The 15,261-nt window shown below is 57.0% G+C and carries 13 protein-coding genes; 9 read left to right on the forward strand and 4 right to left on the reverse strand.

Annotated elements, in window-relative coordinates:
* The first annotated feature begins 47 nt into the window (after positions 1-47).
* The 8 genes from ACN08Y_RS05700 (at position 48) to secA (ending at position 10,305) form a co-directional block, all read left to right on the forward strand.
* Entirely contained in the window at positions 48-440 is a 393-nt protein-coding gene (locus ACN08Y_RS05700) for a chorismate mutase (protein WP_419112086.1), read from the forward strand.
* Between the two features lie 15 nt (positions 441-455).
* The gene (locus ACN08Y_RS05705; RefSeq protein WP_419100550.1) at positions 456-1,553 is read left to right on the forward strand and encodes a hypothetical protein; all 1,098 of its coding nucleotides are present in this window, start codon (positions 456-458) and stop codon (positions 1,551-1,553) included.
* 96 nt (positions 1,554-1,649) lie between these two features.
* On the forward strand, positions 1,650-2,336 hold the full coding sequence (gene mtrA / locus ACN08Y_RS05710) for an MtrAB system response regulator MtrA (RefSeq protein WP_419100549.1): 687 nt from the start codon (positions 1,650-1,652) through the stop codon (positions 2,334-2,336).
* 13 nt (positions 2,337-2,349) lie between these two features.
* A complete protein-coding gene (gene mtrB / locus ACN08Y_RS05715; protein WP_419100548.1) occupies positions 2,350-4,041 on the forward strand; it encodes an MtrAB system histidine kinase MtrB in 1,692 nt (563 codons plus the stop codon).
* Positions 4,034-5,725 (forward strand): LpqB family beta-propeller domain-containing protein, encoded by a 1,692-nt coding sequence (locus tag ACN08Y_RS05720; RefSeq protein WP_419112087.1) that lies wholly within the window; start codon positions 4,034-4,036, stop codon positions 5,723-5,725. The genes mtrB and ACN08Y_RS05720 overlap by 8 nt, the downstream gene beginning before the upstream one ends.
* Before the next feature lie 186 nt (positions 5,726-5,911).
* Positions 5,912-6,601 (forward strand): ComF family protein, encoded by a 690-nt coding sequence (locus ACN08Y_RS05725; protein ID WP_419112088.1) that lies wholly within the window; start codon positions 5,912-5,914, stop codon positions 6,599-6,601.
* Between the two features lie 176 nt (positions 6,602-6,777).
* Entirely contained in the window at positions 6,778-7,422 is a 645-nt protein-coding gene (gene hpf / locus ACN08Y_RS05730) for a ribosome hibernation-promoting factor, HPF/YfiA family (protein ID WP_419100545.1), read from the forward strand.
* Positions 7,423-7,656: 234 nt separating this feature from the next.
* Positions 7,657-10,305, forward strand: coding sequence for a preprotein translocase subunit SecA (gene secA, locus ACN08Y_RS05735; RefSeq protein ID WP_419104604.1), 2,649 nt, complete (start codon positions 7,657-7,659; stop codon positions 10,303-10,305).
* Between the two features lie 150 nt (positions 10,306-10,455).
* Here the strand turns inward: secA and hisN are convergent, their stop codons facing one another.
* From hisN to ACN08Y_RS05755, 4 genes are all read right to left on the reverse strand, one after another.
* On the reverse strand, positions 10,456-11,250 hold the full coding sequence (gene hisN / locus ACN08Y_RS05740; protein ID WP_419112089.1) for a histidinol-phosphatase: 795 nt from the start codon (positions 11,248-11,250) through the stop codon (positions 10,456-10,458).
* Between the two features lie 27 nt (positions 11,251-11,277).
* On the reverse strand, positions 11,278-12,366 hold the full coding sequence (gene rsgA, locus ACN08Y_RS05745; protein WP_419100542.1) for a ribosome small subunit-dependent GTPase A: 1,089 nt from the start codon (positions 12,364-12,366) through the stop codon (positions 11,278-11,280).
* Positions 12,366-13,733: a 3-phosphoshikimate 1-carboxyvinyltransferase gene (gene aroA, locus ACN08Y_RS05750; protein WP_419112091.1), complete on the reverse strand. Its 1,368-nt coding sequence runs from the start codon at positions 13,731-13,733 to the stop codon at positions 12,366-12,368. The genes rsgA and aroA overlap by 1 nt, the downstream gene beginning before the upstream one ends.
* Positions 13,734-13,859: 126 nt before the next feature.
* Positions 13,860-14,393, reverse strand: a complete 534-nt coding sequence (locus ACN08Y_RS05755; RefSeq protein WP_419104601.1) for a DoxX family protein — start codon at positions 14,391-14,393, stop codon at positions 13,860-13,862.
* A gap of 252 nt (positions 14,394-14,645) precedes the next feature.
* Between ACN08Y_RS05755 and ACN08Y_RS05760 the strand changes: the two genes are divergently transcribed.
* Positions 14,646-15,260, forward strand: a complete 615-nt coding sequence (locus ACN08Y_RS05760) for a sigma-70 family RNA polymerase sigma factor (protein WP_419100591.1) — start codon at positions 14,646-14,648, stop codon at positions 15,258-15,260.
* Position 15,261: the final 1 nt, after the last annotated feature.

Raw genomic sequence — 15,261 nt, forward strand, 5'->3', positions numbered from 1 at the left:
GGATTCACTCCTGCACCCAAGGCCCACCCGCGCCCTAGACTAAAGACATGAGCCCAAGAGAAACTTCTGATGACGTGCAAGCCCACGCAGATTTTAATCCCCGAGCAACATCCATGGAGGGGGTTGATCCTGCCGTCTTGGACAAGCTTTTGACTATGCGCCAGACTATCGACAATATGGATGCTGCCCTGGTCCATATCCTGGCAGAGCGTTTCCGCGCCACCCAGCGAGTAGGGCACCTTAAAGCCGCCCATAGCCTGCCGGCAGGGGACCCTGGGAGGGAAGAAGCCCAGATTAGGCGCTTGCGCGGCCTGGCCGAGGCTGCTGATCTGGACCCGGAATTTGCAGAAAAGTTCCTAAACTTCATCATCTCCGAAGTTATCCGCCACCATGAAAAGATAGCGGCTGAGACTGAAATTCAGCACCCCACTCACCCCTAGAAAGGTCAACCGTCCGTGCATCGTGCCGCACCAGCCCTCTACCTGCCAACCGATGCAGAAATGCTCGCAATCCGTAAGGACAGCGAAAAACCCCTCACTTTCGAGAAACATCTCACGGTCAGAGCGAGCGGTCTGGGTAGCTGGGCAGGGGAGAACATCTTTGACGCAGTCACCAGGATCCGAGGGGAGCTGGGAGAGCCTCACATTAGCTATCTGCCTGACCTACCCGGTAGGGGCTACCGGGCCAGCCTGCTGGCCAGAACCATCGCGGTACTTGAGGGGTTGAGCGCCGATGCTACAGCCAGTGGCTGGCGGATAACCAGCGGTTTTGCCGCTGAGGGGAGCTCAGCCCGGAGCCTGCTGGAGTCGGATATTAATGTGCTTGCCGATGTGGTCGGAAGGGAATCTGGGCTGTCGGTCTCACCGCTCAAGATAGGCTTGTTGGGGCCACTGAGCCTGGCCGCTAGCACCTACCTCACCAATGGCGAGCGACTGATCTCGGATCCAGGTGCGCGCACCGATCTAGCGCAGTCGCTGATGGCGGGGCTGGATCATCTCACCCGCCAACTGCGGCAGGCTGTTCCTGGCGCGCCGCTAGTGATTCAGTTTGATGAGCCGCTTCTCACCCCTGTGGCAGCTGGAACTATCCCTACCTCGAGTGGCTACCGTACCTTGCGGTCGGTGCCCCGGCATGAGCTGGTTGCTACTCTGAACGAGCTTCACGGGGCTACAGCGGCCTTGGAAGCTCAGCCCCTTGTACGTACTGATCTGTTGGCACTTGACCCCGAAGTCCAAAGGGTTATTGCCACCCCTGTCGTCGATATGACAGGGAGTAAGACAGCTGACTGGGAGCCGCTTGCCGCGCGGCTTGAAGCCGGTGGCGGTCTTTACCTTGAAACCGCTGATCCAATCACTCGCACTGCCAGTGGGGATCTGGCCCGTAGCCTGTGGAAAACCTGGCGTGATTTGGGTCTTCACAAGGCGCTTCTGAATCAGATGATTTTGACTGAACGCGGTGATTTAGCGACCACCGACCCTGCTCGTGCCACTACCGTTTTGGGGCATCTGACCGATACCGCCCGCGCTCTCTCCGAAATTGCCCAGGAAGCCTAAGCCTCCCCCTGAACCTGAGCTCACACTCACCGGGGGACAAACCGGTTACACTAGGGAAAGGCCTGCATCACACCCCCTCTATCCAGGAGAACACCCGTGAAAGAAACCATCCTTGTAGTCGATGACGATGACGCCCTCTCAGAGATGGTCGGTATTGTGCTTGCTCAAGAAGGCTACGAGACGGTCTTCTGCGATTCCGGTGACCGGGCTTTTGAGGCTTTCGTCAACAATCACCCCGACCTGATTTTGCTCGATTTTATGCTCCCCGGTATGGACGGTATCGAGGTGTGCACCCAGATTCGTAGTGAGTCTGAGGTTCCTATCATTATGCTGACCGCCAAGGGCGACACCGAGGACGTCGTCAAGGGTCTTGAGGCTGGTGCCGATGACTACATGACTAAGCCTTTTAAGCCAGCTGAACTGCTGGCGCGTGTGCGTGCCCGCCTGCGCCCCCGCGAGGAGCGTCATAATGAACCCTTGCGTATTGGCAACCTGGTCATCGACCTAGCAGGGCATACAGTGACCCGTGATGGGCAGGGTATTCCGCTGACACCGCTGGAATTTGAGCTTCTGGCTAACCTGGCCCGCCAGCCAGGCCAGGTTATGACCCGTGAGGCCCTATTGGGCAATGTATGGGGCTACGAAAAGACTGTGGACTCCCGTCTGGTGAACGTTCATATTCAGCGTCTTCGAGCCAAGATTGAGCGTGACCCGGAGAATCCCGAAATTGTTCTTACTGTGCGTGGGGTGGGCTATAAGGCTGCCTCCGACGGGCACCGCTAGGCAGTGACTTTCCTTGTCTGTTACCTCTGAACCGCAGTCAGTAGAGCCTCCCGCTCGTTCACACCGTTTGAGGCTTCTCCATACTGTTCGCAGGTTGTGGCAGCAGTCGCTACAGTTCCGTGCAGTGGTGGCTTCAGCCTCGCTCCTGCTGGTGGCCTTCATCTTTGTGGGTTCGTTTATTTCTCACCAAATAGCGAACTCACTTTTCCGGGGAAATCTGGCCCAGGCTCTTGAAGAGTCAGCTGCGGGTTTCAGTAGTGTGCAGACCCTCATGAACGGTTCTGATGCAACCGGCCGTACCGAGATCCAGCGAGATGTGAGGCGCTTTATCACGGTCTTGGAGACCAGCAGCGCTGATAGTAACCGCCATTGGGTTCTTCTCAAAGACCCTAAGGCTCCTACAGATGGTTTTATTACCGAACAGTCGCAGAGCAAGGAGGTGACGGGGGAAGACATTCCGGCTGACCTGGCTACGAGTGTGAGTGAGGGGTCAGGTATCTACTGGCAGTCCTCACAGGCCACCTGGGATGATGGACATACAGCGCCGGTGCTGGTGGTAGGCACAAAGGTCTCTATACCGCAGAACCCTGATTACGCTATCTACTTGGTCTATGACCTGTCGGCTTCTCAGGCTACCGTGCAGTACATCAATTTGGTGGTCTGGGTCGGGTTCAGTATCTTGCTGGTAGTAGTTTTGACTATCGTGTGGATGATTGCCCGTTTGGTTATTCGACCCATTAGTTCTACCGCTATTACAGCGGAGAAACTGGCTGCGGGGGATCTCGACCAGCGTGTTCTGGTCCGGGGGCAGAACGAGACTGCCCGTTTGGGGCTTTCCTTCAACCGAATGGCTGACTCCCTGCAGGATCAGATTTCCCGGTTGGAAAAGCTTTCGACCATGCAGCAACGTTTTGTTTCGGATGTTTCCCATGAGCTGCGGACCCCATTGACAACGGTTCGCATGGCAGCGGATATGTTGCACGATAACCGTGAGAATATGGAGCCACTCTACAAACGTTCTACCGAGTTGCTCTATAACCAGGTGGACCGCTTCGATTCCCTGCTGGCAGATCTCCTTGAAATTTCGCGTTTTGACGCTGGATCCCAGACCCTAGAAATCGTGTCGGTGGATTTTATGGCTGTGCTTGATGAGGTGCTCAAAGCGGTTGAACCGCATCTGATGCGCACCAATACCGAACTCACAGTTCATACTGACCACACCGAGATCATGGTTGATATGGACCACCGACGGATTGAGCGTGTTCTGCGGAATCTGCTCTTTAACGCGGTAGAGCACTCAGAGGGTAGACCTATTGATGTGTATGTGGATGCCACCGAAACCACCCTGGGCCTTGCTGTCCGTGACCACGGTATCGGTTTGAGCCCCGAGGAAACCGAGCAAGTCTTTAACCGTTTTTGGCGTGCTGATACTTCGCGCAAGCGCACCCTGGGAGGTACCGGGCTGGGGCTGTCCATTGCGGCAGAAGATGTACGTCTTCACCAGGGCCTGCTAGAAGCCTGGGGTATCAAGGGGGAGGGCGCCTGCTTCCGCATGACCATTCCTGTTGACCAGGACCTACCGATGGGTCCATCGCCTGTCTTGCTGAGCGGTGAGCCTCTTGCTCCTGAGCCTTTGGCTCTGGAGGCCCGACCGCTAGAAGGAAGCATCGACGAATACGACCGACCGGAGGCCACCGATGGCTAAGATCTCACGCCGCACCGCCCTTAGCATGACTTTGAGTTCCTTAGTTGCATCTGTAAGCGCCTGCGCTACGATTCCAACTGACGGTGAGGTCAACCATTACGCTGACCCGCAGGCGACGGGCTCAACTGCTGGTGCCTCTGCCGGTCCGCAAGGCCCTCAGCCGGGGGCCAGTCCTTCAGAGATTATTGAGGGGTTCTTACACGCTGGAACCGGTGTTAAAGACGATTACAGTGTTGCCCGCCAGTATCTGACTAAAGACCTGGCACAGTCGTGGCGACCCGATGGCAGGACCCTGGTCTATAACTCATCCTTTACAACCAGGGCGACCGGGGATAATAGCTATGTGGTTGCGGTGCCCACCAGCACTGAGATTGATAACAGGGGGCTGGCTACCTCATACACGACCTTTACCGATACCGAAATCGAGTTCTCTTTGGAGAAAGTGCAGCAGGAATGGCGAATTTCTGCGGTGCCTGACGGAACGGTTCTGAGCCGCACTGAATTTGGTGAGGTGTTCAATCCTTTTACTCTCTACTTTTACGACCCGACTTTCACCTACGCGGTGCCCGATATCCGATGGTTTGCTGAACGCTCGACGATCGCTACATCGCTCATTCGGGTTTTGTTAGAGGGACCGGCTCCCTACCTTGAGGGCGCGGTGGTGACTGCTGTGCCGCAGGAAACTCGCCTGGCCATCAACTCGGTTCCTGTGGAAAACGGGGTAGCTGATATTCAGCTGGCTGGTGGTAATGCCCTGGTCACGGCAAGTGCTTTGGAGACTGAGCGGTTAAGGACTCAGCTCACTCAGGCTCTGTCGAACCTGGCTACGGTTGCCTCGGTTCAGATGAGTATCAATAATCAGGTGGTAGCTGCCCAGAACCTCGAGAACTATAAAGAACCCACCATTAATGCTGTGGTGTCAGGAGCCGTGGTGGGGATTGAGAACAATCGGCTGGTAAGCCGGAGCGCTTTGGTCGATACAGCTAGCCAGCAGACTATTGTCGAGGGCGTAGCCTACGGCGCTATTACACAGCCAGCAATGAACTACACCCGCAACTTTTATGCCTACACAAATGCTGGTCGCAACGAGATATGGCTGGCCAATTCAAACCGGTCTGGTTCTATTTACCGGGGGAATGGCATCTTGCAACCAAGTTTTGATCACCTGAATTGGCTCTGGCTGGGTGAGCAAGGTGGAAGGGTGAGGGCTTACCCGGCTGGCCAGGAAAATGGTGAGCTTCTGACGGTCAAGACATGGCTAACGGAGGAAACCGTGCACAGCCTTGCGATAGCTCGTGACGGTAGCCGTGCCCTTGTGGTGACCTCCGTTGGGGGGAATGACTACGCCGCTTGGGTTTCTGCTATCCGCCGGGCATCTGATGGTACACCGCAGGAGCTCATGGCCCCGGTACGTATTGGCTCGGATATTAATCCAAGGGGCGCTGAATGGCATACCGATGAAGAGGTTTTCCTGTGGAATACCGAAACCACTCAAACCGAAATTGTTTCGCTTTCTGGGCATAGTACCCAGTACGATCCGCTTCAGGGAATTGTGCGTATTGTGACGGGTAACGGGCTTGATCAGGCTGTAGCGATGACTGATGAAAACGGTCTGTATATTGTTGCCGGTAGGAGCTGGACCAGGATCGAGACTAGCTTGAGTGAAGTGAATTACTCTGGCTAAAGGTGTTCCCGGTGTACACACCCCTGGCTGGTTTTCATAGACCCAGGAATACTTCAGGGTGTGCATTACCTCTTCCAAAGACATGAGACGAGACCTGCTGATAAAGGCCTTCTGGGGCACCTGAGCCAGACTGCTGAGCTCTTTTTCCCCAGGGTCTGCGCTAGTTGCTGGGCTTTTGGCAGTACTATGCAAGGCTCTGGGGCGCTTTGCCCGCTCTGTGACCGATTGTTGCGCCTGGCAACACTGGCGGTTGAGCCCACCGCTGTTGCCTATGCGCGCTTACCGATTTATACGGCTGGCCGGTATGAGTACGAGCTGGCACGCTGTATTCTGGCTTTCAAAGACGGTGGCAGAACCGATCTAGCCCCTTACCTTGTGAGTGCGCTCAACCGTTCTCTGCTTGCGCTACTTGCGGGAACTGGAAGCCGGTCTAGCGGCCGCCCTCTGCACCTGGTTCCGCTGCCGTCCAGTAGAGCCGCAACCCGCCGTCGGGGTTATGCCCCTGCACCTCTTCTTGCCTCGGCTCTGGTGCGTGCTGTGCGAGGGCAAGTGGATGTACGGGTCCTGCCTGTCCTTGAGCCGGTCCCTACCTGGTGCAGGCCAGGGGTGGGGCATCGTACCGGTGCGCAAAAGACCCTGAGCAAGTACGACCGCCAGCGGGCGATGAACGGAAAGCTACGCTTAGGGCAGCCGCTCTTCCACAGCCTGGGGCGTTCATATAAGCTAGCTGGTGCCCGCTGCATACTGGTCGATGATGTGGTCACTACGGGCGCATCGTTAGCAGAAGCCCAGCGTCTCTTGCGCCAGGCCGGGGTGCTGGTGGAAGGGGCGATCGCCGTGGCTCGGGTCCCTCGTGTAGACCTTGCTAACACATGATAGGTTTAGAGCACTTTAGCCCCGTAAAATACGACTGAATTTGCCCGACAAGCTCCCAAGGCAATGACTTGAAACACAAATAGGCGTAAAGTTGCAGTAAGGAATCCACAAGGCAGATTCCCCAATACGAGGCAGTCACAAGGCCCCGTATTCACCCCCTGAGAATGGAGGGAATTGTGGAATTCAAGATCGTCGGTCGCAACGTCAAAGTGGGCCAGCGTTTGCAGGAATACATTGAAAGCAGAATCACCAAGTTTGAAGTTTTGGGTGATAATGTCACCGATATTGAGGTCAAATTCACCAGGGAAAGCGAAAGCGGCCCGGCCTCAATCCGAGCGGAAATAACCGTTATTGGTCGTGGTCCTATCCTGCGTGCAGAATCAACTGGCCAGGACAAGTTCGCTGTCTTTGACGAAACCTACGGCAAGCTCCTTGAGCGCCTGCGTCGCGCACGAGATCGTCGCAAGACCCGTCGCGCCGGTGGCAAGCACCCCGTTTCTGTAGCCGAGGCAACCGGCTCAATGCCTATCATTACCGAAGAGGTTGCGCTCACTGAGATTCGCACCGATGAACTACCGGTTGAAGAAGCCGCATTCGCTGGTGAGTATGACCTGCACGATGAGGTTTCTTCCCCCATCGAAATCAGAAAGAAGAGCTTCCCCGCAGATCATCTGACAGCAGAAGAAGCTGTTGACCGTATGGAGCTGGTTGGCCACGATTTCTTCCTCTTCGTTGACCGCGAAACAGGTGCACCGGCAGCCGTCTACCGGCGTAAGGGTTGGTCCTACGGTGTCATCCTGCTTGAAGATACCGAGAGCTAAGCTCTTCTGAATCGCCCCATGATGGCTCCCTCCCCAATGACGGGGAGGGAGCCATTGTATGGGGCCCTGGTTACTCTCAGGGCTACCTGGGAGCGCCCAATGACCTTAAGAAAAGCTTGTATCACGCCCACAGGTGAAAGAGTCTGAGGGGCTAAAGGACTAAACTACAATAGAGTGAGCATGGTGGGCCTACCCACCTTACGACTATTTCAAATCTACAAGGAGCAAACTTCAGTGGCATCTCTCTTGGAAAAGCTACTCCGCAGCGGAGACAAGAAAGTCCTCAAACAGCTGCGTGCTTACACCGATGCAGTGAACACACTCGAAGACAGCTTTGTCTCTATGACGGATGCTGAACTTCGCGCTGAGACCGACTCCTTCCGCAAACGTGTTGAAGACGGCGAATCCCTGGATCTCTTGCTGCCCGAGGCCTTCGCAGTAGTCCGTGAAGCCTCAAAGCGCACGCTGGGCAAGCGGCACTACGACGTTCAGCTCATGGGCGGCGCCGCCCTGCACCTGGGCAATATCGCCGAAATGAAGACCGGTGAAGGTAAGACCCTGGTCGCTACTGCACCGGCCTACCTGAACGCCCTCTCTGGCAAGGGTGTGCACATTGTTACGGTGAATGACTATCTGGCGGAGTACCAGGCTAACCTCATGGGCCGTGTTTTCCGTTTCTTGGGCATGGAATGCGGCGTCATTTTGGCTAACCAGACCCCCGAGGTCCGCCGTAAGCAATACGAAGCTGACATCACCTACGGCACAAACAATGAGTTCGGCTTTGACTACCTGCGCGATAATATGGCCTGGACCAAGGACGAGCAGGTACAGCGTGGACATAACTTTGCCATTGTCGATGAGGTTGACTCCATCCTGATTGACGAGGCCCGTACCCCGCTGATTATCTCCGGCCCCGCAATGGGGGAGGCCAACCGCTGGTACGGCGAGTTCGCCCGGATCGCTCGCACCCTGGTACCCGGCAAGGACTATGAGGTTGACGAGAAGAAGCGCACTGTGGGCGTCCTGGAAAGCGGTATCGACAAGGTGGAAGATCACCTGGGTATCGATAACCTCTACGAACCCGAGAACACCCCGCTCATCGGCTTCCTCAACAATGCTATTAAGGCCAAAGAACTCTTTAAGGGCAACAAAGACTACGTTGTGATGAACGGTGAGGTGCTGATTGTTGATGAGCACACCGGCCGTATCCTTGCTGGCCGCCGCTACAATGACGGTATTCACCAGGCAATCGAAGCCAAGGAAGAGGTTGAGGTTAAGCCTGAGAACCAGACCATGGCAACCGTGACCTTGCAGAACTACTTCCGCATGTACGATAAGCTCTCGGGCATGACCGGTACCGCCGAAACCGAGGCCGCTGAGTTCATGAACACCTACGAGCTGGGTGTTGTGCCGATTCCCACCAACAAGGACGTTCAGCGTATCGACCAGCCCGATAAGGTCTACAAGAACGAAATCGCTAAGTTCAACGCCGTTGTGAAGGACATTGAGGCCCGCCACGAGTCCGGCCAGCCCGTTCTGGTCGGTACAACCAGCGTTGAGAAGTCTGAGTACCTTTCCAAGCTCCTGTCCAAGGCTGGTATCCGTCATGAGGTTCTGAACGCTAAGAACAATGCCCGTGAAGCGGTAATTGTGGCTCAGGCTGGTCGTAAGGGCGCCGTGACCGTGGCAACCAACATGGCAGGCCGTGGTACTGACATCATGCTCGGTGGTAACCCTGAGTTCGAGGCCGTAGAAACCATGAAGCGTCTGGGCCTGGATCCCAACGATAACCCCGAAGACTACGAGGCCAAGTGGCCCGAGGTCCTCAAGGCCGCTGAGGAAGCGTCAGCCGCTGAACACGATGAGGTCACCGAGCTGGGCGGCCTGTACGTCCTGGGCACCGAGCGCCACGAGTCCCGCCGTATCGATAACCAGCTCCGAGGCCGTTCTGGCCGTCAGGGTGATCCCGGTGAGTCACGCTTCTACCTGTCACTTTCCGATGACCTGATGCGCCTGTTCAACGGTCAGGCTGCCGCCCGCCTGATGGCCGGCGCCCCCGATGACACCGCGCTAGAAGCCAAAATTGTTTCCCGTGTCATTGCCAACGCTCAGGGCCAGGTCGAGGCCCGTAACGCTGAGCAGCGCAAGAACGTGCTCAAGTACGACGATGTTCTCAACCGCCAGCGTGAGGCCATGTACACCGACCGCGCCCAAATTCTTGATGGCGATGATCTGCAAGAGCAGATGAGCAAGTTCCGTACCGAGGTTATTACCTCAACCATTGACGCTCAGGTAGCTGAGGGCCACGCCGAAGACTGGGACTTTGATAAGCTCTGGGAGGCCCTGCGCTCTATCTTCCCCGTGACCATTACACCCGAGGACCTAGACGAAGAAGCGGGGGACCGCACCAAGGTCACCCGTAATCAGATCGTCAAGGAAATCTTGGCTGATGCTGAGCTCCAGTACAAGGAACGCGAAGAGTCAGTGGGGCAAGACGCCATGCGCGAAATTGAACGCCGTGTTGTGCTCTCTGTTATCGGTAAGCGCTGGCCTGAGCACCTCTACGAGATGGACTATCTCAAGGAGGGCATCGGCCTGCGAGCTATGGCTCAGCGGGACCCCCTGGTGGAGTACCAGCGTGAAGGCTACGCCCTGTACCAGGGCATGATGGACGCTATCCGCGAGGAAACCGTTACCATGCTCTATCAGATTGATCTTTCCAAGCAACGTACTCAGCAGACTAACATTCAGCTGAAGATTCCTGCTCAGCCTAAGTTCTTGCAGTACTCGGCACCGTCCGAGAGCGGCCAGACCGAGGTTCATACCGAGGCTGTCAAGGACAGGACCAACGAGCAGATTTCTCTTCTCAAGAAAAAGAAGTAGAAACCCTGCCCCCCTAGAAGAAGCCGGCTCCCCGAATATTCGGGGAGCCGGCTTTTTAAGTAGGGAATCCATAAGATTCAGTTAAGGCGCAGGCCCACAGCAAGCGTGAGCCCCTAGGCCTTGTCTATAAATATCGCAGACAGGCAGCACCTAGAGCGTCTTGTCTGTGCCCAGGTACTCCAGCGCGGATCGATGCAGATGCCCGTTGGTTGCCAGGGCGTTGCCGCCGTGGGGGCCGTCCTCACCGGCCAGGGAGGTAAACTTACCGCCAGCTTCGGTGACGATTGGGACCAGGGCCGCCATGTCGTAGAGGCCAAGCTCCGGTTCGGCGGCTATATCGACAGCACCCTCTGCCACCATCATGTAGGACCAGAAGTCGCCGTAGGCACGGGTTCGCCAGACCCTATCGGTCATATCAATGAACTGATCTCGGATGCCCAGTTCCTTCCAGCCACTAAGAGATGAGTAGGAAAGTGAAGCATCGTTCAGAGACCTCACCGATGAAACCGATATGCGGGTGGCTTTAGCCAAGGAACGTCCGGTATAGGCACCGGTGCCTAGAGCTGCCCACCAGCGCCTTTGTAGGGCGGGGGCAGAAACCACGCCAACAACGGGCTGACCGTGATCGAGCAGGGCAATGAGGGTGGCCCATACCGGTACACCACGCACATAGTTCTTGGTGCCGTCGATGGGGTCAATCACCCACTGGCGTGGGGAAGAACCTGTCTCCCCGAATTCCTCGCCCAGAACGGAGTCGCGGGTGCGGACGCGGGAGAGCTGGGAGCGGATATGCTGTTCAGCTTCGCGGTCTACCTCGGTGACAGGGGTGAGATCGGGTTTGGTCTCTACGGTGAAATCCTGCGCGTTGAAACGAGCCAGCGTGAGCCGGTCAACGGAGTCAGCCATGATGTGAGCTAGACGGAGGTCATCGTTGTAGTTGGTCATGTGTCTTTACCCTTGAGTGTGTGGTCGCTAGGAGGCTACGACGCCAAGTTCTTTTTCGGAGTCACCGGTTTCTTCATCGACGCGAAGAAGTTTGCGGAGGGATTCTAAACGCTCTGCACCTGCGGCACCGGCTAGGCCTGCTTCAACGTAGGCCTGGATTCCACAGTTGGGGCTTGCAGAAGCGTGGGTGCACCCTTTGGGGCAGTTGGCTGAGCCGGGGGCTAGGTCGCTAAAAGAAGCAACCAGGGTTTCTGGCTCAACATGGGCTAGGCCAAAGGAACGGATGCCGGGGGTGTCAATAATCCAGGTTCCGGCCTGCTTGTCTTTGGGTTGCAGTGCCAGGGCGGACGATGAGGTGTGCCTGCCGCGCCCGGTGACAGAGTTGACGTGGCCGGTGGCTCTCTCGGCGCCGGTGAGCGCATTGACCAAAGTGGACTTGCCGACACCGGAATGGCCAAGGAGGACCGAGACTGACCCGGTGAGAAGGTCGCTGAGCTGGTCGATCAGGGACAGATCAAGGCCCTCGGAGCCCTCTTCGCTGGGGGCTCGACCGTCCCGGGCCTTAGAAAGCACAAGGGTGAGCTCAACGTCTTTATAGTAGTCCAGCAGACGTTGGGGGTATTTCAGGTCGGTCTTGGTAATACAGAGAACCGGGTCAAGGCCGGCATCAAAGGCAGCGGCCAAGGAACGGTCAATGAAGCCGGTGCGGGGCTCGGGGTTTTCTGCGGCCACCACAATAACCAGCTTGTCGGCGTTGGCAACAACGGCCCGCTCGATGGGGTCGGTGTCATCGGCGCTACGGCGCAACAGGTTCGTGCGCTCTTCAATACGGACCAGGCGGGCTAGCGTATCAGGCTTACCGCTGGTGTCACCCACCAGCGCAACCCGATCGCCCACCACAATGGGGCAGCGGCGCAGTTCCCGGGCACGGACGGCTGTTACCCGGCGCTCTGTTGAGAGACCCTCATCGAGTACCGCTGTGTAGCGGCCACGGTCAACAGTAACGATACGACCGATGTGAGCATCAGCATAGGAGGGGCGGTCCTTGGTGCGTGGGCGGGAACCCTTCTTATTGGGGCGAACCCGCACGTCGCTTTCATCCCAGGTGCGGCGCATTAGCGGTCACCAGCCTTGAACTGATCCAGCATGTTCATCCACAGACCGGTGAAACCGGGCAGGGTTTTAGCAGTGGTTTCAACCTCCTGCACGATGACCTGGGGAAGGTGCAGGCCGATAATGGCGGCGGCTGTTGCCATGCGGTGGTCGGCGTAGGTCAGGAAGAACCCGCCGTGCTGAACCGGAGCTGTAACTTTGATGCCGTCCTCTGTTTCTTCCGCTTGGCCTCCCAAACGGTTGATTTCAGCGGTAAGGGCCGCCAGCCGGTCAGTTTCGTGCCCCCGCAGGTGAGCAATACCTCTGAGAACGCTGGTGGCCGGTGAGAGCGCGATCAGCGCGGCAACTGTAGGTGCCAGCTCGCCGGCTTCTGACAGGTCAAGGTCAAGACCGGGTAGGCCCGCTACGGCACCGCCAGCTGGGCCGGTGACAGTCAGGTTCCCGTCATGTAGCTCAACCTGAGCACCGAGCTGGGGCAAAATAGTGAGCCAGTGATTACCGCCCTGGGTAGTGTGTTCGGGCCAGCCTGCAATAGTGACCTGCGCGCCGGTGACCACTGCTGCGGCCAAAAAGGGCCCAGCGTTAGAGAGGTCGGGTTCTACTGTGACTTCGAAACCGGGGAAGCCGCCGGGTGCTACCGTCCAGGTGTTGGCTCCATCGAACTCGACTGCGATACCGAGCTCCCGCATAGTCTCAACAGTCATCTCAATATGAGGCATGGAGGGCAGCGCCCCGCCCTCATGGTGCAGAATCAGCCCCTGAGGGAGCCGACAGGCGGCTAGAAGCAGGGCAGAAACAAACTGCGAAGACTCAGAAGCGTCAATGGTAAGCTCAGCAACCTGGTGCCTGCCGTCTGAAATCAGGGTAAAAGGCAGAGCCCTATCTCCGCCCTCCTCAAGGGTGGCACCTAGACTGCGCAGGGCATCGATGACCGGGCCCATAGGTCGAATTCGAGCGTGGGGGTCACCGTCAAAAGAAAACCTACCGGGGAGCAGAGCTGCCACCGGGGGAACAAAACGCATGACCGTACCCGCTAGGCCCACATCGATGGAGGCTGCCTTAGGCTGTGGGTGAGAAAAATTCAGGGGAGTAACTCGCAGATCCGGCCCAAAGGGACTGCCTGTTGGAATCTCATCGAACCGGGCACCCAGCTCACTGAGGGCGGCAATCATCAGAGCTGAATCGCGGGAATGCAGGGGTGCATGGATAATCGAGGGGCTATCGGCAAGGGCCGCTAGCACAAGGTAGCGGTTGGTGAGCGACTTGGAGCCCGGGATCTCAAGGCGGGCTCGAGCGCCTGGTTGCACCGATACGGTGGGGGCGTGCCAGTCACCATCTGCTACTGACACTGTGCTGGGCACATCAACCACGAAAAACCTACCTACCTTTTCTTATAAGGGCATACTGCTACCTATTTTAGGTTGCTAGAAGGGGTAGAAGAAAACCCCGCACCGTTTGGTGCAGGGTTTTCTAGTTTTTTGGCCGCCCTTAAAGTCTTAGGCAGACAGCAAATCGCTGACCTTCTTTTGGGCATCGTGGGCTACATCCTGCACCTCAGAGGCAAGCCGTGAAGACTTGTGGGCCACCTTGTCGCTGAGCTTAGATGCACGCCAAACCAGTGAAGGGTTGCCATTGGTGTCTACTGCTGAAATTGCGATAGCACCCAGCAAGGAGCCGTTGGCAAGGGCAACATTGCGGCGGGCTGTTTTTTCGTTCTTAGTGTTGGCCTCAGCGGCACGGTACTCAACGTAGGAGTTGATGGCCCCGGTGATGAAAAGCTGTGTGGCGGCCAAACGGGGGAACTTTCCCAGAGCAAAAAGCGTACCAGCGGCAACCTGAGAACCCGCCAGAACCTTACCGACCAGTTCTTCCTGCCCCTTGAGGGCCTTGAGCTGGGGGCTGATGCTAGCTGCCACATCGACTAGCTTGGTCAGGTGCTTGGATGAACCTGGGGTACGCAGGCGGTCAACACCCGAGACAATAAAGCTAGAAGCCAAGAGGGGGCGAGCAACTTTACGAACCAAAGACATGATTTTCTCCTTTGAGGGGGGTCCCACCGCAGCGCGATAGATTCTTTCAGTTCCCAGCATACAGAGCCGAACAGGTTCAGGGGGCCGGTACACCCTGAGGCAGGCGACAAGAATCAAAAAATTCACGGGAATAAAAGGGGCAGGAGATAGTGTTATACCCTGTGTCGCCCAGGGTACTGTTACCCGCTACTGGCAGGTAGAGTAGGACGATAAGACCCCAGATACGGGAGGGACATGACCACCACAGGCTCCATGGAAACCGCAGGAGACACCGGGCAAAGCCAGAAGGAAGGCCCCGAGCTGAATGCTGAGCAAAAAGCCAGGTTTGAAGGCGAAGCCCTCCAGTACGTGGACCAGCTCTACGCGGCGGCTCTGCGCATGGCCCGCAACCCTCAGGACGCCGAGGACCTGGTGCAGGAAGCCTACATGAAAGCTTTTGCTGCATTCCACCAGTACAAGCCCGGCACCAACCTCAAAGCCTGGCTTTACCGGATTCTGACCAACACCTACATCAATGTCTACCGCAAGCGTCAGCGGGAACCCTACCAGGCCAACACCGATACGGTAGAGGACTGGCAACTGGCGCAGGCAGGTGCCCACGACTCACGTGGCCTGCCCTCCGCCGAATCAGAGGCCCTGGCCCGTCTTCCCGACAGCGACGTCAAAGAAGCCCTCCAAGCAATCCCGGAGGACTTCCGCATGGCGGTCTACTACTCAGATGTTGAGGGTTTTTCCTACAAAGAAATCTCCGAGATTATGGATACCCCTATCGGCACCGTCATGTCCCGCCTGCACCGTGGGCGCAAACTTTTACGTGACAAACTTACAGACTATGCAGCTGAACGCGGCATCAAGACCTCGGTTTAAG

Origin of the sequence: Rothia sp. P5764 (assembly GCF_048512965.1) — a bacterium.
Lineage (GTDB): Bacteria > Actinomycetota > Actinomycetes > Actinomycetales > Micrococcaceae > Rothia.